Source organism: Pseudaminobacter sp. Soil_N_29, from assembly GCF_057656055.1.
The window spans coordinates 452,986-473,487 of record NZ_JBDGLC010000002.1 but is presented as its reverse complement, the minus strand read 5'-3'; the positions used below and the strand labels follow the sequence as shown (position 1 = coordinate 473,487).

Annotated in this window: 22 protein-coding genes; 9 read left to right on the top strand and 13 right to left on the bottom strand. The window is 63.1% G+C overall.

Features of this window, described 5'->3' with window-relative positions; translation table 11 throughout:
• Positions 1–82: 82 nt before the first annotated feature.
• From AC3A4H_RS08230 to AC3A4H_RS08200, 7 genes are all read right to left on the bottom strand, one after another.
• Complete coding sequence (locus AC3A4H_RS08230; protein WP_487766263.1) at positions 83–2,149, bottom strand: ASKHA domain-containing protein; 2,067 nt, start codon at positions 2,147–2,149, stop codon at positions 83–85.
• Between the two features lie 282 nt (positions 2,150–2,431).
• Positions 2,432–3,409, bottom strand: a complete 978-nt coding sequence (locus tag AC3A4H_RS08225) for a methyltetrahydrofolate cobalamin methyltransferase (RefSeq protein WP_487766262.1) — start codon at positions 3,407–3,409, stop codon at positions 2,432–2,434.
• 70 nt (positions 3,410–3,479) lie between these two features.
• Positions 3,480–4,589, bottom strand: coding sequence for a methylenetetrahydrofolate reductase (locus tag AC3A4H_RS08220; RefSeq protein ID WP_487766261.1), 1,110 nt, complete (start codon positions 4,587–4,589; stop codon positions 3,480–3,482).
• The gene (locus AC3A4H_RS08215) at positions 4,586–5,170 is read right to left on the bottom strand and encodes a methylenetetrahydrofolate reductase C-terminal domain-containing protein (protein WP_348777211.1); all 585 of its coding nucleotides are present in this window, start codon (positions 5,168–5,170) and stop codon (positions 4,586–4,588) included. Before AC3A4H_RS08215 ends, AC3A4H_RS08220 begins: the two co-directional genes overlap by 4 nt.
• A complete protein-coding gene (locus AC3A4H_RS08210) occupies positions 5,163–5,465 on the bottom strand; it encodes a virulence factor (protein ID WP_487766260.1) in 303 nt (100 codons plus the stop codon). Before AC3A4H_RS08210 ends, AC3A4H_RS08215 begins: the two co-directional genes overlap by 8 nt.
• A gap of 159 nt (positions 5,466–5,624) precedes the next feature.
• Complete coding sequence (locus AC3A4H_RS08205) at positions 5,625–6,404, bottom strand: formyl transferase (protein ID WP_348777209.1); 780 nt, start codon at positions 6,402–6,404, stop codon at positions 5,625–5,627.
• 96 nt (positions 6,405–6,500) lie between these two features.
• Positions 6,501–7,133, bottom strand: coding sequence for a DUF1638 domain-containing protein (locus tag AC3A4H_RS08200; RefSeq protein WP_487766259.1), 633 nt, complete (start codon positions 7,131–7,133; stop codon positions 6,501–6,503).
• Between the two features lie 87 nt (positions 7,134–7,220).
• Here AC3A4H_RS08200 and AC3A4H_RS08195 point away from each other — a divergent pair, with 87 nt between their 5' ends.
• The gene (locus tag AC3A4H_RS08195; protein WP_348777207.1) at positions 7,221–7,361 is read left to right on the top strand and encodes an EncA/B family entericidin; all 141 of its coding nucleotides are present in this window, start codon (positions 7,221–7,223) and stop codon (positions 7,359–7,361) included.
• 80 nt (positions 7,362–7,441) lie between these two features.
• Here AC3A4H_RS08195 and AC3A4H_RS08190 read toward each other — a convergent pair whose 3' ends face one another.
• A complete protein-coding gene (locus AC3A4H_RS08190) occupies positions 7,442–8,140 on the bottom strand; it encodes a corrinoid protein (RefSeq protein ID WP_348777206.1) in 699 nt (232 codons plus the stop codon).
• A gap of 258 nt (positions 8,141–8,398) precedes the next feature.
• On the opposite strand from AC3A4H_RS08190, the gene AC3A4H_RS08185 reads away from it, so the two are divergent.
• The 6 genes from AC3A4H_RS08185 to AC3A4H_RS08160 all read left to right on the top strand — a co-directional run bounded on the left by AC3A4H_RS08185 (position 8,399) and on the right by AC3A4H_RS08160 (position 13,863).
• A complete protein-coding gene (locus AC3A4H_RS08185) occupies positions 8,399–9,973 on the top strand; it encodes a trimethylamine methyltransferase family protein (RefSeq protein WP_487766258.1) in 1,575 nt (524 codons plus the stop codon).
• Positions 9,974–10,069: 96 nt separating this feature from the next.
• Positions 10,070–10,759, top strand: a complete 690-nt coding sequence (locus AC3A4H_RS08180; protein WP_487766257.1) for a hypothetical protein — start codon at positions 10,070–10,072, stop codon at positions 10,757–10,759.
• Between the two features lie 107 nt (positions 10,760–10,866).
• Positions 10,867–11,544, top strand: coding sequence for a FadR/GntR family transcriptional regulator (locus tag AC3A4H_RS08175; RefSeq protein WP_487766256.1), 678 nt, complete (start codon positions 10,867–10,869; stop codon positions 11,542–11,544).
• Positions 11,545–11,577: 33 nt separating this feature from the next.
• The gene (locus AC3A4H_RS08170; protein WP_487766255.1) at positions 11,578–12,846 is read left to right on the top strand and encodes a CynX/NimT family MFS transporter; all 1,269 of its coding nucleotides are present in this window, start codon (positions 11,578–11,580) and stop codon (positions 12,844–12,846) included.
• A gap of 180 nt (positions 12,847–13,026) precedes the next feature.
• Positions 13,027–13,461, top strand: a complete 435-nt coding sequence (locus AC3A4H_RS08165) for a DUF1810 domain-containing protein (RefSeq protein WP_487766254.1) — start codon at positions 13,027–13,029, stop codon at positions 13,459–13,461.
• Between the two features lie 180 nt (positions 13,462–13,641).
• Complete coding sequence (locus AC3A4H_RS08160) at positions 13,642–13,863, top strand: hypothetical protein (protein WP_487766253.1); 222 nt, start codon at positions 13,642–13,644, stop codon at positions 13,861–13,863.
• A 14-nt stretch (positions 13,864–13,877) separates the two neighbouring features.
• Here AC3A4H_RS08160 and bmt read toward each other — a convergent pair whose 3' ends face one another.
• Both bmt and AC3A4H_RS08150 read right to left on the bottom strand, forming a co-directional pair.
• A complete protein-coding gene (gene bmt / locus AC3A4H_RS08155; RefSeq protein WP_487766252.1) occupies positions 13,878–14,906 on the bottom strand; it encodes a betaine--homocysteine S-methyltransferase in 1,029 nt (342 codons plus the stop codon).
• Between the two features lie 79 nt (positions 14,907–14,985).
• A complete protein-coding gene (locus AC3A4H_RS08150) occupies positions 14,986–15,837 on the bottom strand; it encodes a helix-turn-helix domain-containing protein (RefSeq protein ID WP_487766251.1) in 852 nt (283 codons plus the stop codon).
• Between the two features lie 197 nt (positions 15,838–16,034).
• On the opposite strand from AC3A4H_RS08150, the gene AC3A4H_RS08145 reads away from it, so the two are divergent.
• Complete coding sequence (locus tag AC3A4H_RS08145; RefSeq protein WP_487766250.1) at positions 16,035–17,048, top strand: fatty acid desaturase; 1,014 nt, start codon at positions 16,035–16,037, stop codon at positions 17,046–17,048.
• Positions 17,049–17,574: 526 nt separating this feature from the next.
• Here AC3A4H_RS08145 and AC3A4H_RS08140 read toward each other — a convergent pair.
• The 3 genes from AC3A4H_RS08140 to AC3A4H_RS08130 form a co-directional block, all read right to left on the bottom strand.
• Positions 17,575–17,847, bottom strand: a complete 273-nt coding sequence (locus AC3A4H_RS08140; protein WP_487766349.1) for a polysaccharide pyruvyl transferase family protein — start codon at positions 17,845–17,847, stop codon at positions 17,575–17,577.
• A gap of 116 nt (positions 17,848–17,963) precedes the next feature.
• Entirely contained in the window at positions 17,964–18,284 is a 321-nt protein-coding gene (locus tag AC3A4H_RS08135; protein ID WP_487766249.1) for a hypothetical protein, read from the bottom strand.
• A gap of 163 nt (positions 18,285–18,447) precedes the next feature.
• Positions 18,448–19,203 carry a glycosyltransferase family 32 protein gene (locus tag AC3A4H_RS08130; RefSeq protein ID WP_487766248.1) on the bottom strand — a complete coding sequence of 252 codons (756 nt, stop codon included), beginning with the start codon at positions 19,201–19,203 and terminating at the stop codon, positions 18,448–18,450.
• 539 nt (positions 19,204–19,742) lie between these two features.
• Between AC3A4H_RS08130 and AC3A4H_RS08125 the strand changes: the two genes are divergently transcribed.
• Positions 19,743–20,420, top strand: coding sequence for an outer membrane protein (locus tag AC3A4H_RS08125; protein WP_487766247.1), 678 nt, complete (start codon positions 19,743–19,745; stop codon positions 20,418–20,420).
• Positions 20,421–20,502 lie beyond the last annotated feature (82 nt).

Sequence of the window (20,502 nt, the reverse complement as noted above, 5' to 3'; positions counted from 1 at the left end):
CCGGCTGCTACGTGTCGCCTCCCAGTCTCTGAATTTGTGGCCGGCCGCGCGATCGTCAAGACCAGCGCGGCCTGCCGAGGCTTCAGCCCCGGCGCCTTGCGGCGCGGTCCTCGCGCGAACGCCGGCGCGGTGCGCCGTCGCCACCGGACGCCTCGTCCGAAAGCACCTTGCGCGGCGGCAGCTTCACCTGTTCGGAAAGCTTGGGGAACGGGTCCACCTTGTTGGGCATCGCCATCGCGTCGATGAAAAGCTGCTGGAAATGCGGCTCCAGCGCGGTTTCAATCTTCTCGATGCGGCCGACTTCCTTCTCGATCTCACGGCGATGGTCGCGGTTCAGCAGCGCCATCAGCGCGCCGGTGCCGGCGGCGTTGCCCACTGCCTTCACTTCGGCCAGGTCGCAGTCGGGGATCAGGCCCAGCACCATGGCGTATTTCGGATCGATGAAGGTGCCGAACGCGCCCGCAAAGCGGATCATGTCGACCGTCTCCACGCCCTGCTTTTCCATCAAGAGCTTGATGCCGGCATAGAGTGCCGCCTTGGCGAGCTGGATGGCGCGTATGTCGTTCTGCGTCACCGTGATGCGCGGTTCGCCGTCCCGCAGCAGATAGGAGAAGGTGCGGCCGTTCTGGAAGATGCGCGGCGAGCGGGCGGCAAGCGCGCCGTCGATGACACCGTCCTCCGAGATCACGCCGGAAAGGTACATCTCGGCCACCACCTCGATGATCGCCGAGCCGCAGATGCCGGTGACGCCGGTGGCCTTGGCATCTTCCTCGAAACCTTCCTCGTCCGACCATTTGTCGACGCCGATGATGCGGAATTTCGGCTCCAGCGTCTTGGGGTCGATGCGCACGCGCTCGATGGCGCCGGGTGCCGCACGCTGGCCGGACGAGATTTCCGCGCCTTCGAAGGCCGGTCCGGTTGGGGACGATGCCGCAACCACGCGCTCGCTGTTGCCCAGGATGATCTCGGCATTGGTGCCGACGTCGACCAGCAGCATCATCTTGTCCTGCCGGTATGGACCTTCCGACAGTGCCGCTGCGGCGGCGTCGGCGCCGACATGGCCGGCGATGCACGGCAGCAGATAGACGCGGCCGCCGCGGTTGAGCTCGATGTCGATGTCATGCGCCCAGTAGTGCGTCGCGCCCGATACGGCCAGCGCGAAGGGCGCCTGGCCGAGTTCGGTCGGGTCGATGCCCAGGAATAGGTGGTGCATGATCGGGTTGGCGACGAACACGGCGTCGAGGATGTCGTGACGGTCGACGCCCCCTTCCTCGCAGACCTTGCCGATCAGCGTGTTGACCGCCTCGCGCACTGCCTTGGTCATGGCATCGCGCCCGTCCGGATTCATCATTACGTAGGAGACCCGGCTCATCAGATCTTCGCCAAAGCGGATCTGCGGGTTGGACGTGCCCGACGAAGCGACGATGCGGCCCGAAAGCAGCGACACCAGATGCATGGCAATCGTGGTGGAGCCGATGTCGCAGGCGATGCCGTAGGCTTCGTTCTTCAGGTCCGGCCACAGGCCGATGATGCAGGGCTGCGACGAAGGGGTGTCGCGGTGGACCGCGGCGGTCACGCCCCAGTTGCCCTTGCGCAGTATGCCTTGCACCTCGGGGATCAGATGTGGCGCGATGGCCAGGTCTTTCCAGCCCCAATCCTTTTCAAGCACCAGCTTCAGCCGGTCGAGGTCGCCAAGCGGCTTGTGCATGTCGGGCTGTTCGACTTCCACGAAGCAGAGCTGGACTGCCGGGTTGCGGTCGATATGGCGGTCGACGGCGGCCTTGCGCACCACCTGCGCGTTGATGACCGTATCCTGCGGCACGTCGACGACGAGGTCGCCCTGCACGGTAGCGGAGCAGGACAGGCGCCGCCCCTCGGGCAGGCCGCGCACGCGCTCGTAGCGCTCTTCCTTCGGGCCCTTGGGCGAGATGTGGTCGTTGGAGGAGACGATCTTGTGCTTGGCAAAATTGCCTTCCTGCACTTCGATCTGGCAGCGGCCGCAGGTGGCGCGTCCGCCGCACACGCTCTCGACATAGACGCCGAGCTGGCGCGCGGCGTCGAGCACCGGCGTGCCGACTGGGAAGCGCCCGCGCTTGCCCGAAGGCATGAACAGGACCAACGGATCGGTGATGTTGGGGGGAGGGTTCATGTCAGGCACTCCTTGCAGCCGCGCATCCATCCGCCGCTTTCGGGCGGGCTCGCGCAGAGACGACATTTGCGATCACTAGCGCAGCGATTGTCTTGCGAAACGGGTCACGGCCCGCCCATCGGGCAGGCCAGGTTCCAAACTCGAAATTCTCGGGCTTTCCGCCATGGGGGCGGAAAATGCGGACGCCAACGCCCCCGGCCGAAAGCCTTTGTCTTCCCGTCCGGCCAAATGCGCCGGACGGACATGACTGGACGTGGTGGGCCACGGTGTTCTCCGGCTGGACTACCCGCGTGCCATCCGCGCCTCGCGGCCGCCGCGCCGGCGTCCGCCATTATTGGCGGCGGCGTCGCCGGGGGCGCTGGCGGCTGCCGGGGCGGGGGCGGCATGGCCGCCTTCGGCCGGCTTGTAGTCCTTGTAGGTCTTGATCCAGGTCGTGCAGTTCTCGTCGGTGCCGTTGAGCACATTGGCACCGCGAACAGCTTCCATTTCCTGCGGGCGGCAGGGGTTCATGATGGCGCTGGTCATGCCGGCGCCGATCACCATGGGAATGAAGGCCGAGTTGATGCCATGGCGGTGGGGCAGGCCGAAGGAGATGTTGGACAGGCCGCAGGTGGTGTTGACTTTCAGCTCCTCGCGCAGGCGGCGCAGCAGCGCAAACACCTGGCGGCCGGCATCGCCCAGCGCGCCGATCGGCATCACCAGCGGGTCGACCACCACGTCATGCGCGGGGATGCCGTAGTCGGCGGCGCGCTCGACGATCTTCTTGGCGACCGCGAAGCGGACGTCCGGGTCCATGGAGATGCCGGTCTCGTCATTGGAGATCGCCACAACCGGCACGTTGTACTTTTTGATCAGCGGCAGGATGGCTTCGAGCTTCTCTTCCTCGCCGGTCACCGAGTTCACCAGCGGGCGGCCCTTGGCAACCCTCAGCGCGGCCTCGATGGCGCCCGTCACCGAGCTGTCGATTGCCAGTGGCAGGTCGACCAGTTCCTGCACGATCTCGATCGTCTGCACCAGCAGGCCCGGCTCGGTGGCGTTGGGGTCGACCGTGGTCACGCCGGCATTGATGTCGAGCATGGTGGCGCCAGCGGCGGCCTGCTCCAGCGCGTCCTTGCGCACGGTGTCGAAGTTGCCGGCCATCATCTCGGCGGCAAGCTTCTTGCGGCCGGTCGGGTTGATGCGCTCGCCGATCACGCAGAAGGGCTGGTCGAAACCGATGATGATTTCCTTGGTCGCCGAGGCGACGATCGTACGGGTCATGAAGTTCTCCGTTGGGATATAAAGATTTCTTTATATCGTTATCAGTGTTGTTTCAATTGCAGCCGGCGGCTCAGTGGGCGGCCTTTTCCACCAGCTGTCCAGGCTGCTGTGTCGCGTCGTCGTGCAGGATGTGGTCGAGCCTGTCGGCGACCATCTGGTCGTCGGCGCGGACCTCGCGCTTCCAGGGCTTGCGGCCCTTGAGCACGCCCGATTCATGCACGATCTCGGCGACATATTCCTCCTGGCGATAGGCCATCACGTGGATGCCGGAGACGCCGGCGATCTCCTTCACCTCGTTGATCATGTCGATGCAGATCTGCTTGCCTTCCTTCTTCTGGTCCTGCGCGCCCTCCAGGCGCTTGATGATCGAATCCGGAATGTGGATGCCCGGCACGTTGGAGCGGATCCACTTCGCCGTTTTGGCCGAGGCGAGCGGGCCGACGCCGCACAGGATGAAGACCTTCTCGGTCAGGCCGAGGTCGCGGGCGCGTTCCATGAAGTTGCGGAACATCGGCACGTCGAAGCAGTACTGCGTCTGCACGAACTGCGCGCCGGCGGCGATCTTCTTGGCAAGATGGATAGGGCGGAAATCGTAGGGCGGCGCAAACGGGTTGACGGCAGCGCCGAGGAAGACCTGCGGCGGCGTGGTCAGCTTGCGGCCCGACAGGAATTTTCCGTTGTCGCGCATGATGCGGACGGTTTCGAGAAGCGACGAGGAGTCGAGGTCGAACACCGGCTTGGCGCCGGGTTGGTCGCCGGCCTGCACGCCGTCGCCGGTGAGGCACAGGATGTTGGCCACGCCCATGGCAGCCGCGCCCAGCACGTCGCCCTGGATGGCGATGCGGTTCTTGTCGCGGCAGGCGATCTGCATGATCGGCGCATAGCCCATGCGCGTCAGCAGGGCGCAGATGCCCACAGACGACATATGGCAGTTGGCGCCCGATGCGTCGACCGCGTTGATGCCGTCTACCCAGCCGTCGAAGATCGCGGCGCGTTCGTAGACGTCCTGCGGATTGGCGCTGTCGGGCGGGTTGAGCTCGGTCGTGACGGCAAACTCGCCGCGGCGCAGCACGCGCTCGAGGCGTCCGCGCGAGGAGTGGCCGGGCAGCGGGTCCAGCGGCAGGTCGATGCCGGCTGGGTTTTCGTCGGGATGGGGAGGACGCGGCGTGGCCATGTTCATGCAGGTTCCTTGTTTGCGGCCTCGCGCGCGGCGGCGGCTTGCGCGGTCACGCGCAGCCAGGCCGAGGTTTCGCGCAGCGACTGGTCGACCGGCTTCTGGACGTTGAGGATGGCGTCGCCATTGGCCATGTTGCGCGAGCCTTCCCAGGCTTTCACCCACACGCAGGGCATGTCGGGCTCAACCTCGCAATTGCCGTTGGCGCGCACGCCGCCGCAGGGGCCATTGCGCAGCTGCTTGGGGCAGTTCATCGGGCAGGACATGCCGGTGGAGGACAGCACGCACTGGCCGCACATGCGGCAGTCGAACATGAAACCCTTCACGCGCTTTTCGACGAACTTCACCGGCGCCTCGACGCGGGCGTAGCCGATGCCCTTCCACAGCGGATGCAGCAGAAGGAAAACATCCGCGAAACGGGCGTAAAACCATTCGAGCAGGCGCGAGTGGCGGATCGACCACAGGCGGACACTGTATTTGCGCTGCACGCGCCGCTGCGGCGACACGTCGGCCGGCTTGTAATCGCTCTTCGGCGCGGCCTTCTTGACTAGGGTGGCCTGGGTAACGATCGGCTTGGTGTCAGACATTTTCCTTGCCGCCTGCTTTCACGAGGGCAACCAGCCGCTCGCGGGGGTATTCGCTGTCGAGCGCGGCAGCTGCCTTGTCGGCCTCGACTTCCAGGTCGTCGCTCACCGGCACGGGGTCTGCCTTGCGCCACTCGGCCAGGTAGGCATCGGTGTCGCCGGCGCCGGTGCGCATGGCGCACATGTCGATCGCCTCGGTGAAGCGCAGCGGCAGCTCGCGCTTGGCATTCTGCCGGCCCTTCTTGACGATGACTTGGGCGGGAATGTCGCGCCAGTAAACTATGATCAGATCGGCCATTTCGGTCTCGCTTTGTTGCTGATCGAGCATTGCCGCAACCGTCGCCATCCCGCTTGTTATGGGACGACGCGCGCGCCTTCAAAAGCGACGTAGGGCCGTGTCGCAAACAGGAATAGCGATGAGGCATTCAGGTGGGAGCGAAAACCTGCTGCGCGGGGCCTACCAGACGCCCCGGCTGATGCCGTTCCAGAGATAGGTCCATATCGGCGGATGGTACCATTGTTTCGAGGGCAGGCCGGTGTCCAGCGGCGTCAGGCGGTCGGCCAGTGCATCCTCGAGGGCGCGCACGCACATGCCCCGCGACATGGCGGCCAGCCGCAGCGCATAGGAGGCGATGTTGTCGCCTTGGCCGGGCTTGCAGCGCAACTGGTAGAGCACCGCGCCGGTGTCGACGCCTTCGTCCACCAGATGAATGGTGGAGCCGAAATTTTCCGTATCGCCGGTAGCCAGCGCCCAATAGGCACCATTCATGCCGCGGTATTTCGGGTTTATGGCGGCGTGGTAGTTGAGCACCGGACAGTCGATTGCCGCGAGCGTGCGACGCGTCAGCATACGGCAGCCGGCCAGGAAAACGACGCCCGGCCGGATTTCGCTGATCGCCGCCAGGCATTCGGGCGAATTGGCCGAAGGCACACGCACGATCCGCTGGCTGGGCCGCGGCTCGGTGATGAGGTTGTTCTCGGCGATTATATTTTCCATGCGGCCCGCCAGGAAACGCTTGCCGAGTCTTGTTAGCACCATCGTGGCCGCTTGCCCGCCGACAGAGATCCAGCCTTGCCGGCGCGCCCGTCGCCTGAGGATGCCGGCCTTGGATTCCGGCGTTTCGAGGATGACGATAACCGGGCCGAGCGCTTCGTTGATGGCGTTGATGATGGCCCAGACATGCGGGCCGCCTTCGGTCACCACGACGATGGGCTTCTTGTCCGGATGGGGAATCATGGGAACTCGACAGGCGCTGGGTGCGGGGGCTGCTTAGTCAGCCGGCCGCTGCCATATTTTTGCACGGCGAGTTTTACCGGCCGCTTAATGCCGCGCTCAGGCGCCGGGGTCTGCCGCCTTCGCCAGCGACGAGGTCAGGTCGCCATAGCCGGTGAAGCGGCGTTCATAGGCAAGGCCAAGAAGTTTGGCGGCATCTTCCGCCACCTTGTCGAGTTCGGGGTCGTTGGTCTGGGCCAGATAGACCACTTTCTGGTAGTGCCCGAAATAGTCGCGGATCAGTTCCGGATGGCGGTCGAGACCCAGCGGCTTGATGAAGAAGGCGTCGAACTGCCGGCACAGGAAATCGGTCATGTAGAAGGAAAGCATATCGCCATCGGCGATCGCCTCGAAGGCCTTCATGCCTTGGTAGAAGGCGAAGCAGTGGGGCCCGGCCATGCGCTCCACGCCATGCTTCTCGCACACGCTGTCGAGCATTCCGCCGGTACCGCAATCGGCATAGCCGACGAAGATGCGGTCATATCCTTCGGCCTTGGCCTTGAGGATGGCCTTGTCCAGCGCAGGCGGAATCCGATCGGGATAGTAGTGGAACTCGGCCGGCAGGCAGGTGAGTTCGAGATGGTCGAGCGCAAGCCGCTCCTTCACCGCCAGCACTTCGCGCGCGATCATGCCGCAGGCGATCACCAGGAGCCTGTCGGGTTTGTGTGGAGCGACGTTCGGTGCGGTTTCCATGGCGAGTGTGGGTTTTTTGTCCTTGCGCGTATATCTCGACTATCTAATACCAGCGCGGCCTGTTTGTATCCAAGAGGGAGACACCCCATGAAACTGTCGCGCTTTGCGTCGCTTGCCGCCATTCTGGCTTGCGCACTGGCGATTTCCGCCTGTGCCAATACGGTTCGCGGCGTCGGCAAGGACGTCAAGTCGACCGCGAAGGCCGTCAAGGAGGCCGTCGTCAACTAGGGGCAGGTTAGGGGCGGGGGCCCCGATCCGGTTTATCGCCGGAAAGAAAAAGGCCGCGCTTCAGCGCGGCCTTTTCCGTATCAGGCGGAGGCGCGGGCGTTATGCCGGCGCTTCATGTATTCCTTGGCCGTCTCGACTGCCACCGCCGCGTCGCGGCAATAGGCATCGGCGCCAACGGCCTTGCCGAACTCCTCGTTCAGCGGCGCGCCGCCGACCAGCACGACGTAGTCGTCGCGGATGCCCTTTTCCTTCATGGTGTCGATGACGACCTTCATGTAGGGCATGGTCGTGGTCAGCAGGGCCGACATGCCGACGATGTCGGGCTGATGCTCCTCGATGGCGGCGAGGTAGTTCTCGACCGGGTTGTTGATGCCGAGGTCGACCACGTCGAAGCCCGCACCTTCCATCATCATGCCGACGAGGTTCTTGCCGATGTCGTGAATGTCGCCCTTCACGGTGCCGATCACCAGCTTGCCCTGCTTGGGCGCGCCGGTGGCGGCCAGCAGCGGGCGCAGAATGGCCATGCCGGCCTTCATGGCGTTGGCGGACAGCAGAACTTCCGGCACGAACAGGATGCCGTCGCGGAAATCCTCGCCGACGATGCGCATGCCCTCGACCAGCGCTTCGGTGAGCACCTTATAGGGAACCCATCCGCGCTCGAGCAGGATGTTGGTGCCTTCCTCGATTTCCTCCTTGAGGCCATCGTAAAGATCGTCGTGCATCTGCTGCACGAGTTCGTCATCGGAAAGCTCGGAAAGGATGATCTCGTCGTCGGACATTTTCTGGCTCCTCGTGGCCGCGGCAACTCTTCTTCGCGGCGCGAAATTTCGTCCCAATAACTAGCTTGCAAAGGCATGCGCGCCATAGCTGATTTGCGACTTCCGGCAAAAGGAAAGCGACCGCCAAATCGCGTCGGTTTTGTCGATTTTGAGACAGCTCTTGGCGCTCGCGGGCCGTTTCGCTAATGGTGCATGGCTACGATCCTGACAAGGGCGCGAACTGAGGCGCCCCATGTGTGATTTCTAAGGATGACTTCGATGGAAGAGAACCTCTCGGCAGAGCAGGAAGGCTCCGGCACGCGGCGCGGCCGTGGTGCAAGCGGCGGCGCTGCGGCGCGCCGCGCGGCCCGCTCGGGCGGCGGCCCAGGCGTGCAGCAGACCTACATCAACCGCAACATCAAGGTCTACGAAGTCCTCGACGAGGAAGGCCTGTCGCTGATCGAACAGAACGCCGAAACCGTTCTGGAGGAAGTCGGCATCGAGTTCCGCGACGACGCCGAAGCACTCGCGATGTGGAAGGAAGCCGGCGCCGACGTGAAGGGCGAGCGCGTGCACTTCCCCAAGGGGCTCTGCCGCTCGCTGCTGAAGACGGCGCCCTCGACCTACACCCAGCATGCCCGCAATCCCGCTCGTTCGGTGCAGATCGGCGGCAACTCCACCGTCTTCGTGCCGGTTTATGGCCCGCCCTTCGTGCGCGACCTCGACGGCAATCGCCGCTATGCCACGATCGAGGATTTCCAGAACTTCGTGAAGCTCGCCTATATGGCGCCGTCCATCCATCACTCGGGCGGCACGGTGTGCGAGCCGGTCGACGTGCCGGTCAACAAGCGCCATCTCGACATGATCTATGCGCACATCAAATATTCCGACAAGCCGTTCATGGGCTCGGTCACCGCGCCCGAGCGCGCGGAAGACACAGTTGCGATGTGCAAGATCCTCTTCGGCGACAAGTTCGTCGAGGAGAACACGGTCCTCACCAGCCTCATCAACGCCAACTCGCCGATGGTCTTCGACGAGACCATGCTGGGCGCGCTGAAGGTCTATGCCCGCAACAACCAGGCCTGCATCGTCACGCCGTTCATCCTCGCCGGCGCCATGAGCCCGGTGACCGTGGCCGGCACGCTGACGCAGGTTCTGGCCGAAGTGCTGGCCGGTGCCTCCTTTACCCAGCTCGTGCGCCCCGGCGCGCCGGTGATCTTCGGCACCTTCGCCTCCTCGATCTCTATGCAGTCGGGCGCGCCGACCTTCGGCACGCCGGAACCGTCGCTGGTGTCCTATGGCGCGGCGCAGTTCGCCCGCCGTCTCGGCCTGCCGTTCCGCACCGGCGGATCGCTCTGCGCCTCCAAGGTTCCGGACGCGCAGGCGGCCTATGAGAGCGCCAACACGCTGAACTCGACGGTTCTGGCCGGCACCAACTTCGTGCTCCACGCTGCAGGCTGGCTCGAGGGTGGCCTGGCCTCCTGCTACGAGAAGTTCATGATGGACGTCGACCAGCTCGGCATGCAGCAGAAGTTTGCCGAGGGCGTGGACCTGTCGGAGAACGGCCAGGCCATGGACGCCATCCGCCAGGTGGGGCCGGGCAGCCACTATCTCGGTTGCGACCACACCCAGGCCAACTTCCAGAGCGCGTTCTACCGTTCGTCGATCGCCGACAACAATTCCTACGAGCAGTGGCTGGCCGAAGGGCAGAAGACCGCGCCGCAGCGCGCCAACGAGCTCGCCCGCCGCTGGCTGGAAAGCTACGAGGCGCCGTATCTCGACCCGGCCATCGATGAGGCGTTGAAGGACTTCATCGCCAAGAAGAAGGATTCGATGCCCGACGCCTTCACTTGAAGAGAGCCCGATTCAGGCCGGGCTAAAGTGGCCAACATCATCCACAAGGAAGTCTGGCGGACGGCGTTTTCCGATCCGACCCGGAAGGGGTGACGTTTGTCGCCCCGCTTCCTTGAAGAAATTTCCGCCGCGCTGGCCGAGCATGGTCTCATCCCGCGCGGCGGTTTCGTTTTCGGAGTCGCCGAGGACGCGCCGCCCGGACCGTCGGGTTTGCCAGCCATGTCTGTGCTGCTGGTGGGGCAGGCGGGCGCTGCGCCCTGGGCGCATTTCTCGCGCTGGCGCGAAGGCCAGCCGTCCGACCTTGAGAACCCGCTGGATACATGGTCTCGCGAGGTGATCGGCAAGGTCGCAAAACAATTCGGCGCGCGCGCCGTTTCACCATCGGAGCGGCCGTGGCTGCCATTCCAGCAATGGGCCATGCGTGCCGAGGGTCTAAGACCGTCACCGATCGGCATTCTCATGCACCCCGAATACGGCCTGTGGCACGCCTATCGCGGCGCGCTTCTGTTCGAAGTTGAGATTCCGATTCAAGAGCCTCGCAATCCGATTCACCTTTGCGATGCATGTGTTGGAAAACCTTGCCTGAATTCCTGTCCGGTCGATGCCTATTCGGCGTCCGGGTTCGCCTATGAGGACTGCCTGGCGCATGTGTGCGGAGCCGGTGGCGCCGCCTGTCGTGGCACCGGCTGCCTCGACCGCAACGCCTGTCCGCATGGCGCGCAATACCGCTATCCGGCCGAGGTGCAGGCATTCCATATGGCAAGCTTTGCCGATCCCGAGAGGTGATCGAGGCGGCCGCCGCTCGCGCGATCTTGACCGCGCTGTTCCTCAGCTCGGTTGACGCGAGCTGGCCGGTGCAGCTATCAAATCATCAGATGACTTGATGAATGTTCATGCAGCCCGCAACCCGAACCAATCTTGCCGACAGCGCCGCCGAAAGCCTTCGCGGTGAAATCACCAGCGGGCGCTGGGCGGTGGGCGAGCGCATTCCCAATGAGGCCGCCCTCAGTGAAATGCTGGCGGTCAGCAGGGGCACGATACGTGAGGCGGTGAGGGCGCTGGTGTCGCTGGGCCTGCTTGAAACCCGCCAGGGCTCCGGCACCTATATCCGCTCCACGGTCGATCCTGCCGGGACGCTGAAGCGGCTGCGGCGCACGGGCCTGCGCGACCAGTGGGAAGTGCGCGCTGCACTCGATGTGGAGGCGGCGCGACTGGCGGCGCTCCGCCACGTGCCGGAAGATATTGCGCGCATGCGCCGGCTGTTGGCCGAGCGCGGCGCGGTGGCCGAAGGCGGCCGCGAGGCCTTCATCCGTCGCGACATCGCTTTTCACAAGGCGGTCGTAGCCGCATCCGGCAACCGGGCGATGGTGGAGATCTATGAGTTCTTCACCGCCGCGATCATGGAGCTCATCGATTCGACCATCGCGGGCGAACTGCCCGAACCGGATGCCGAGGCTCACGCCTCCATCATTGATGGCATCGCTTCGGGCGATCCCCAACGAGCCGAGGCGGCGGTCCGGGCCTTCGTGGCGCCCGTTCTCCTCGAACTCGACAGGCTTCTCGCAGAATAATTCAGGATTTTTGGGCCACGGCGCAGGTTTTTCATGACAACGAATGCTCTAGACGATCAACTCATCGACGCGGAAACCGATAGCCTGCCGCAACCGCAGCCGCCGGTGCTCGCCGGCCCCGCTGCGCGCATTCTGCTTGGCGCCAGCCTGGTGCTGATCGCCTTCAACCTGCGCCCGCTGTTTTCCAGCCTTTCGGTGCTGCTGCCCGAGGTCATGCGCGAAACCGGGCTCTCGACCACTGGCGCCAGCCTGTTGACGACGCTTCCGGTGGTCTGCCTGGGGGTGTTTGCACCGCTGGCGCCGAAACTGGCGCAGCGTTTCGGGTCCGAGCGCACCCTGCTGGGCGCACTGCTTGTGCTCGCACTGGGCACAGGCTTGCGCGGTGTGGAATCGGTGCCGCTGCTGTTTTTCGCCACCTTCTCCGCCGGTGCGGCCATCGCCGTCAGCAATGTGCTGCTGCCGGGCCTGGTGAAGCGCGATTTCGCCGATAAGGCCGCGATCATGACCGGGCTCTACACCATGGCGCTCTGCGCGGGCGCGGCCAGCGGCGCGGGGCTGACATTGCCGATCGAGCACGCCTTGGGCGGCTCGTGGTTGGCCGCGCTCGCCGCCTGGTCGCTTCCGGCCGTGATCGTGTTGCTGATCTGGGCGCCGCAGGCGCTGGGCCAGAAGGCCCAGGCCAGCCATGCCGGCTACCGGGTGGTGGGGCTGTGGCGCGATCGACTGGCCTGGCAGGTGACGCTGTTCATGGGGCTGCAGTCGGCCCTTGCCTACTGCGTATTCGGATGGCTGGCTCCGATCCTGCGCGAGCGCGGCTTCGACGCCGCCGAGGCGGGCGCCATCGTTTCGCTATCGGTCATGGTTCAGGTCATCACCTGCCTGGCGGTGCCGTCGGTCGCCGTCCGTTGCAAGGACCAGCGCGGCATCAACGTGGCGCTGCTCGCCGCTGCCGTGATCGCGCTGCTGGGGCTGTTGTTCGCGCCGACCTCGACCGTGCTTGTCTGGGCGGTGCTGCAGGGTATCGGGCAGGGCGGCCTGATCGCGGTTGCCATGACGGTCATCGTGCTGCGTTCGCCCGATCCGCATGTCGCGGCGCATCTGTCGGGGATGGCGCAGGGTGTCGGCTATGTGCTTGCGGCGATCGGACCTCTGATGGTCGGCCTTATTCGCAGCTGGACTGGCAGTTTCGACGCGGCCGCGCTGCTCTTCATCGCTCTTGGAGGCGGCGCGGCAATCATGGGCGCCGGCGCCGGCCGCGCGATCTATGTCGGGGCAAGAACGGTGAGGATAGAGGACCGCTGAAACCTGCTTGGTGGCAGCCCCTCCACCGCTGCGAAACCTTGCCCTCGCTTCGCGCTGGGATATCTATCGCATCGGGGAGAGGTGAGGGAGCGGAGATGACGAAGCGAGACGCTGAATTCAACCCCGCGAACGCCCCCGCAACAGTGGAGCCACGCCCGGAGATGCCCAAGGAGGGCTGAGATGGCCGGCGCTGCGGACCCTTTCGACCTCGCCCGCTTCGTCCGGGCACAGGATCCCGTCATGGCGTCTGTGCGCGCCGAACTGAAAAACGGCCGCAAGGTCAGCCACTGGATGTGGTTCGTCTTTCCGCAGATTGCCGGCCTTGGCATGAGCGCCACGTCGCGGCGATACGCTATTTCATCGCTCGACGAGGCGCGGGCCTATCTGGCGCATCCGCTGCTCGGGCCCCGGCTCCGGGAATGCATGGAAATCCTGCTCGACCTGCAGGGCTTGTCGGCTAATGACATCTTCGGCAGTCCGGACGATCGCAAGCTGCGGTCATCGCTCACCTTGTTCGAGCAGGCTGCCCCCGGGGAGGCGCTGTTTGCCCGCGCGCTGGAGCGCTATTTCGGAGGAAGTCGGGACAAGGCTACTCTCGAACGGTTGGCCTCATAAGAGAAGGGCGAAGCCCTGAACCTTCCAAAAACTTGAATCAAATGCAGGCGCCTGGGGACACGCTTTGGCAAGGCGCTTTTGCTATGGGCACGCCATCCAGATTTCGGGGGGCGTGGATGCAAATCGGCAGAGCTGGAGGCTCGGACCTTGGTCGCGCGGTGGTGGTCGAGGTGCCGCAGGGTGCTGCATCGCGGGGCCGATACCGAACGCCTCAGGCAGGATGTTGCCGCCGCGCGCGACGTCGCCCGCTCGGCCCTTGCCAACGAGCGATTTGGCCGCATGCTGGAGCAGATGTTCAGCCCCTCCCTGTCAGACGCGCTGATGCGGATGACGGACCATGGCGGCAGCAGCACTGACCTGCGCACCGCCCAATTGCGTTACGAGGAAAGCGTCTCGGACTGAAACGGACGCCGGGGTCAGCTGCGGCTGCGCCGGCGCTCGCGGCGCGCGCCGCCATCAGCCTCGCCGGCCGAGGTGCCGCTCTCGTCTGCCGTCTTGTTGCGCAGCGGGCCGATGCGATCGACGATCGTCTCGAGTGTCGGGCGGGCGGCCTTGTGGTGCGTGTCCAGCGCCTGGCGCATGGCGGCAAGGTGGCCGAACGAGGTGCCGCAGCATCCGCCGATGATCTTCGCGCCACTATCCACCGCCAGCCGCACATAGTCGGCCATCAGTTCCGGCGTGCCGGAATAGTGGATTTCGCTGCCGTGGAATTCGGGGATGCCGCAATTGCCTTTCACGATCACGGTCGCTTCCGGCTTGGCGGCGGTCATGTCGAGCAGCGAGGCGAGAATGTCGGAAGCGCCCACGCCGCAATTGGCGCCGACCGCGACCGGGCTCTCGCTCAAGCCTTGGGAGACGCCGTGGACGTCCTTCGGCGCCAGCCCCATCATCGAGCGGCCTGCTGTGTCGAAGGAGACGGTGTAGGTGTAGGGCAGGCCGACATCAATTGCCGCCTGTGCTGCCGCGCGTGCCTCGTCCGGTGCGGACATGGTCTCGATCCAGGCGATCTCGGCGCCGCCGTCCTTCAGACCCCTGATCTGCTCGGCAAATGCCTCGACGGCTTCCTCATAGGTCAGCGCGCCGAGCGGCACCAGAAGCTCGCCGGTCGGGCCGACCGAGCCGGCCACGATGACCTTGCGGCCGGCCTTGTCGGCGACAGCGCGGGCGATCTCCGCGGCGCGCTTGTTGAGCTCGTAAACACGGTCCTGCGCATGATGCAGCTTCAGGCGGTGGCGGGTGCCGCCGAAAGAGTTGGTGAGGATGATGTCGGCGCCCGCGTCGACAAAATTCTGGTGCAGTGCCGTGATCTTTTCAGGCGCGGTCTCGTTCCACAGCTCCGGCGCTTCTCCGGCCTCCAGTCCCATTCCGAACAGATTTGTTCCAGTGGCGCCGTCGGCGAGCAGCACGCCCTTTTCCGCCAGGAGCGCGTCGATGGGGTTGTTCATGGAACGATGCCTTCCGAATAGGGAGATTTGAGATAAGGATATAAAGAAGTCGTTATATCCAGTCAACGGAGGCGCGGCGCTATGCCGGCGAAAGCTCCGCCTCGGCCAGCCGGCGGGCAAAGCCGGCCGCCTCATGGGCGTTGATTTCGGCGCTGCGGATCAGATTGTCGAAATGCCGCGTCAGCGTGCGGATGGGGGCCGTGGCGTTGAGAACCAGATACATGTCGCCGACATAGATGGCGGCGCGATAGGGTCCGAAGATGGTGTAGGGCACCGAATAGCGCAGCCGTCCGTCATAGAGAAACAGCCGGAAGGTCGGGTAGAGGTCTTCCAGCAGGTCGGCCATGTGGAGAAGCTGGTCGCGCCGCTCGCGTTCCGACAGGCCGGTCCACACGCCCATGCCGCGCGCGAATATTTCGAGCGTATGGCGGGGCATGCACACTTCCATGTCGGTTTCCGGCCGCCGTGTATAGTCGATGCGGTACTGCGTCTCGCCGGCCTGCGTCTGCCGGCTGCGGTTGGAAATGTCGGCCTCGTATTCTACCAGGACATCGGTGCGCAGCAGGTCGGGAATGCCGGCCGGCACATAGCGGATCTTCGTGCCGGCCGCTTCCGAATGCCATTTGGCCAGCAGCGTGCGGTCGAAGCCGCCGGGGCCTTCCTCGATCTCCAGGCTTTCGCGGATTTCTCCTGTCAGGCCCTCGTCGTGGCTGAGGCCCAGCAGCCAGTCGAGCGAGACCTTGTGCTCGGCCGCGATCGTCATCAGCGTTTCGGCCCGGGGCAGGCGTGTCGTCTCCTCCGACAAGAGCTGGGAGAGGGCGGAGCGGTCGATGCCGACCGAGGCCGCGAAGGCGGACTGATTCTGGCCGGAGCGCTGAAGCAGTGTCCTCAGCCGCTCTCGAAAAAGTCCGGAAAGATCACGTTTGTCCACCTTGAGGCTCCCGGCAGGGCGCTTATGAACGTCCGCAACAGTGCATTCGTTCCATGCGTTTGTTTACAATGCGCAACAAATGAGGATCAAGAAGACCAAAATAAACATTCTGTTCCCATTGTCGCGTTGAATCTTGCCCTGACTACTGACAGCATCCTGTCAGGACATGCCGCTACAAGGCATGCGGGGATTGGGGCATGGCATACGATTACGACACATCGGGCGGCGCTACGCCCGCAATAGAGTGGCCGACGGTCGGGCTGAACGCGGTGACCTACGGCGGCTGGGCGGCGGCCGGTCTTTTCCTCTGGCCGAACTATCCGGTTCTGGCGCTACTGATGCTGACGGTTACGCTGGCCCTGCAGTCGTCATTGGTCCACGAGGCGCTGCATGGCCACCCGACGCGCAAGGCTTGGGTCAACGAATTGCTGGTCGGCCTGCCGATAGGGCTGGTTTATCCCTATCGCCGCTACAAGGCCCTGCATCTGCGCCACCACGCGGACGAGAACCTCACCGACCCCTTCGACGATCCGGAAAGCTACTACCATGCCGTCTGGAAACACCAGGAGCTTCCGCGCTTCATGAAAGCGCTGCTTGCCTTCAACAACACCATGTTGGGGCGCTGCGTGCTCAACCCGCTGCTGGGCACGGTCGGGTTCCTGCTTTCAGAAGCGCGGCTGGTGGTCGAAGGCGACCGCGCCGTGCGCAAGGCGTGGCTGCTGCACGCAATCGGACTCGCCATTGTCATTCCGCTGGTGGTGTTCGTTTTCGAAATCCCCTTCTGGCTTTATGTGCTGGTGCCGGTCTGGCTCGGCCAATCGCTGATATCGGTGCGCACATTCGCGGAGCATCAGTGGTCCGAGCGGCCGGACGGGCGCACGATCATCGTCGAGCGTTCGCCCCTCGCCATCCTGTTCCTCAACAACAACCTGCATCTCGTGCACCACAAGCGCCCCACGGTCGCTTGGTACAAGCTGCCGAAACTTTTCCGCGAACGCCGCGAGGAGTGGGTCGCCATGAACCGCGGCTACGTGTTCCCAAACTATCTGGCGCTGCTGCGCGAATATGCGTTCCGGGCCAAGGAGCCGGTGGTGCACCCGGCACTGCGCCGCGCGCCGGATGTCGGTCGCGCCTTCGCGCCACGCATGCGCGCCCGCTCGGTGCATGGGCTGGGCACCGCGCCCGTTCCGGCCGAGCCCCCCAAGGAATAGTTTTGCTTGTCAGCCCTGCCTGTCCCTGGCGAGATGAGGTCATGAACCGATTCATCGCGGCACTGCCCATGTATGATGGGACGGAAAGCCTTAGGTAGCAAAGAGCCGGGGTGTCTGTTGTACGGAATGTTGTATTTTATCAGGGTATGATTGGCCTGAGAAAAAGCCCGCCGAGTTGATGAAGCTGGACGGACGCCGTTTCCCCGATCCATCCCAAGGCGATGCCGGTCATTCTGACCACCCCCGAGGAGCTCGGACATCCTGGTGGTGGTTGAGGCCACAAAGCGACGAGAGCAGTACCCAGATCTACGCGCTGCGGCAGTTGATCAAGTCTAGCGCACCGCCACCGCTAAGGATGCTAATTCAGCGTCAAAAATCCACGGGCCACGCGCAGTTGCTCATCAGCTTTCCGCTATAGCGTTTGCGGAGGCGAGCAGCGCATCTTGCGTAAGCTCAATCATCCTCGCTTGGGCGGCCAGGACATGATTGCTGGCTTCCGCCGAGACAAGTACATCAAACGCTTTAGCTAGCACCTGAGATGAAGCAGAACTAGCCGGAAAATGGAATGGCCAGCTGATCTTGCCGCAGATTGAAGAGACCTTTGCCCGGGCATCTGATCTAGCGCAATCACTGGCTTTCCCGCGCCAAGGGACAGCAATACCCCATGCATCCTTGTGGCAATCACCATATCAACGTCACGAAATTTCGACTTGATCGCGTCTATGGTATTTGTCTCCCGCAGCACTGTGTCAATCGTGATCGGCTGCAATCCCTTACTCGAAACCAACTCCTGAAACATCGAAGATGCCGCGCTCGCCATGGCAGCCCGCGACGATCCGCATTCACACTGGTTTCCACGCAAGCAGATCCCGACCCTGGATGGCTTCCGCTCTCCCGCTTTAGGGGGCGTGAGATCTAGAATGGCGAGATCGAAATATGACGGCTCGACACCATCTCGCGGAACAATCCGACCAACGAGCGGTTCATCGTTCCTTGGGAGTCCAGCACGCTCACGCCAACCGCTATCTTTTTGGCCTTTTGCTGGATCTCGAGAAAATCTCTGAGGTCTCGATTTTCAGTCAGGGGCCCGCATACGAACACGACTTTCTGCGCCGGCTTGATCGAATAGATATTCGCTACCGCTAGGTGGTGGTCCAGCCGCAATTCCGGATGTGAGACGACTGCGTGATCGATTCCGAGTTCGGCCAGATACCGCGACATGTTGTCGACCGCCATGAGATCCCCGATGGTGGGGCCACCCCCGAAGCCGTAGCTACCCCACCAGATCAGTATCACTGGCGGCGTATCAACGCGTCGCGCAGTAATGTATTGCCTGCAAATTGAACTGAGATGCCTTTTCAGCGATCACTCCTAAGTTACTGTGGTCACGTAAACAGATCTATGAAGTTACAACTGTCTCCAGGAGGCTTCCAGGTACGATCGCTCTTCCTGCTATCGCTGACGCGCTTAGGTGAACCCCAAGCGTCCGAGTTGTAGAAACATCCTTCCACGATAGTCCGGGATCAAACAAGAGGTTAGTGCTGAGAAAATTTATCGGATAAAAAAAATCTATTGGCTTTGCGGCATCTGTAAGCCCGTGCCGGCTCGCGACATGGGTCAGCAATTGGGGGCCGATCACTCCCCAACGCTGATGAGATACGTGTACAGGAAGCCCTATCATCTTGCGAAGCCGCATAAGCCTTCGTTTCTTTGCCTTGTACCACCACGGAATGAAATGGGGATCTTGAGAAGCCGCGATCAGGTCATCAAGCGCTGGATGTTCCGGCGGAAGCGCCAAAACAGCTCCATTGATGTGACTGTTGGATTCCCAGCCGAACAGAACGTCCTCTGAGGGGAACGGTCGCAAACAGTAGACGTCGCAATCGGCGTAGATTCCAAGACCAGCCCGGAGAATGCGATATCGATAGATATCAGATGCAAGAGCAAAGCTTCCAGTGGACCGGTGGGCGAACACCTCGGAGCGAGCCATAAGCTTCTCTGCATCGAAGAGCTCCACGCCGTCCGGGACATCCGTCGGACGTTCGAACACGTGGAGGGTTACTCGGTGCCCCTGACGCAGAAAGGACCTAAGACATCCTGCATGAACTGCCCCCAGTTCTTTGCCTATCCAAACGGAATTGATTGCCGGCAGCATATAGCCCCCCCCGCCTTTACTCCCCATCGATTAACTTGAACGCCGGAAACGTCAAGTCGATGGGCGGCGATATAGGAGGGAGAAATAGCCTGGCGGCTCGGATGAGACTACGCGCTAACTGGCAGGGTGGGTCCTACCGCGAGACGCGACCATCCAAGAGCTAGATTCAATCAGCGCCTTGCATGCGCACAGTCATTTCCCCCAATACGTGAGTGGCGGCTTAAGGTCTGGCTTGGTAGGTCAGCCATCATGCCACCAACATCTCTTCTGCCTCAGCGACGCACGAACAAAGCCCGCCCGGCGAACCGAAGCGGGCGAGCGTCTGACGAAGATGAATCCGGGAATAGCGCTGCGGGGGGACGCGGCTAGCCTGGGAGCGATGCCAGCAAAGCCGAATTGCTGCTGTTAGGCAAGATGTACCAAAATTGCAACGAAGGACTCTTCCTAACTGGGTGGTCAACATTGTGGTTGCAAATACATCAATCAATGGATTAGTTCGCCGTGCGTTAAGGGGGATAACATTAAGGGGGGATAACATCATGCAAAACTACATCATTGCCGCGGCATTCTTCGCTGCAAGCATCACCAGCGCTAACGCTGCTGACGTGGTCATTCAAGAGCCCGTGGCAGCCTACAATTGGTCGGGCATCTATGTTGGTGGCCAGGTCGGGTTCGTGGCAGGCGGCAGGATTGGTCACGAATATGATGGGGGCAGCGACGAGTGGGACTTCCGCTTGAACCCGGAAGGTGCATTCGGCGGCATTTTTGTTGGCTACAACTACCAGCTCGACAACAGCGTCGTTCTTGGCCTGGAAGGCGACTTTAACTGGGGCAATGCAAAGGCGTCCGGCGACAATGTATCGGCGCGCTATTACACAAGCAGCACGCGATTGGATTGGATGGGAGCGGTTCGCGCTCGCGCTGGATATGCGTTTGACCGGTTCATGCCCTACGTAGCCGGTGGCGTCGCTTTTGCGCACTTCCGTTTTGAGGAACTCGACGAAGGCTCGTTCAACAGCTCTGCTTCGGGCACCCTGACCGGATGGACGATTGGTGCAGGGGCCGAGTATGCGGTCACAGACAATTGGACATTGCGCGGTGAGTATCGCTACACGCAGTATGGCAACAAGGATTTCGTCGCCACTCCAGTGGAGGACGACTGGACGGCTCGGGTCCGCACGCATGACCTCCGCTTGGGGGTCGCCTACAAATTCTGATCTGCACTCAGCAGACACTTTGGCTCCGGCGCAAGCTGGGGCTTTTTCTTTGCCAGAAATAAAAAAAATGCCCGCCGCCTCG

Coding starts and splice junctions, on each gene's coding strand:
- AC3A4H_RS08230 (WP_487766263.1), bottom strand. CDS start 2,149: ATGAACCCTCCCCCCAACATCACCGATCCGTTGGTCCTGTTCATGCCT.
- AC3A4H_RS08225 (WP_487766262.1), bottom strand. CDS start 3,409: ATGACCCGTACGATCGTCGCCTCGGCGACCAAGGAAATCATCATCGGT.
- AC3A4H_RS08220 (WP_487766261.1), bottom strand. CDS start 4,589: ATGAACATGGCCACGCCGCGTCCTCCCCATCCCGACGAAAACCCAGCC.
- AC3A4H_RS08215 (WP_348777211.1), bottom strand. CDS start 5,170: ATGTCTGACACCAAGCCGATCGTTACCCAGGCCACCCTAGTCAAGAAG.
- AC3A4H_RS08210 (WP_487766260.1), bottom strand. CDS start 5,465: ATGGCCGATCTGATCATAGTTTACTGGCGCGACATTCCCGCCCAAGTC.
- AC3A4H_RS08205 (WP_348777209.1), bottom strand. CDS start 6,404: ATGATTCCCCATCCGGACAAGAAGCCCATCGTCGTGGTGACCGAAGGC.
- AC3A4H_RS08200 (WP_487766259.1), bottom strand. CDS start 7,133: ATGGAAACCGCACCGAACGTCGCTCCACACAAACCCGACAGGCTCCTG.
- AC3A4H_RS08195 (WP_348777207.1), top strand. CDS start 7,221: ATGAAACTGTCGCGCTTTGCGTCGCTTGCCGCCATTCTGGCTTGCGCA.
- AC3A4H_RS08190 (WP_348777206.1), bottom strand. CDS start 8,140: ATGTCCGACGACGAGATCATCCTTTCCGAGCTTTCCGATGACGAACTC.
- AC3A4H_RS08185 (WP_487766258.1), top strand. CDS start 8,399: ATGGAAGAGAACCTCTCGGCAGAGCAGGAAGGCTCCGGCACGCGGCGC.
- AC3A4H_RS08175 (WP_487766256.1), top strand. CDS start 10,867: ATGCAGCCCGCAACCCGAACCAATCTTGCCGACAGCGCCGCCGAAAGC.
- AC3A4H_RS08170 (WP_487766255.1), top strand. CDS start 11,578: ATGACAACGAATGCTCTAGACGATCAACTCATCGACGCGGAAACCGAT.
- AC3A4H_RS08165 (WP_487766254.1), top strand. CDS start 13,027: ATGGCCGGCGCTGCGGACCCTTTCGACCTCGCCCGCTTCGTCCGGGCA.
- bmt (WP_487766252.1), bottom strand. CDS start 14,906: ATGAACAACCCCATCGACGCGCTCCTGGCGGAAAAGGGCGTGCTGCTC.
- AC3A4H_RS08145 (WP_487766250.1), top strand. CDS start 16,035: ATGGCATACGATTACGACACATCGGGCGGCGCTACGCCCGCAATAGAG.
- AC3A4H_RS08140 (WP_487766349.1), bottom strand. CDS start 17,847: ATGTTTCAGGAGTTGGTTTCGAGTAAGGGATTGCAGCCGATCACGATT.
- AC3A4H_RS08135 (WP_487766249.1), bottom strand. CDS start 18,284: ATGGCGGTCGACAACATGTCGCGGTATCTGGCCGAACTCGGAATCGAT.
- AC3A4H_RS08130 (WP_487766248.1), bottom strand. CDS start 19,203: ATGCTGCCGGCAATCAATTCCGTTTGGATAGGCAAAGAACTGGGGGCA.
- AC3A4H_RS08125 (WP_487766247.1), top strand. CDS start 19,743: ATGCAAAACTACATCATTGCCGCGGCATTCTTCGCTGCAAGCATCACC.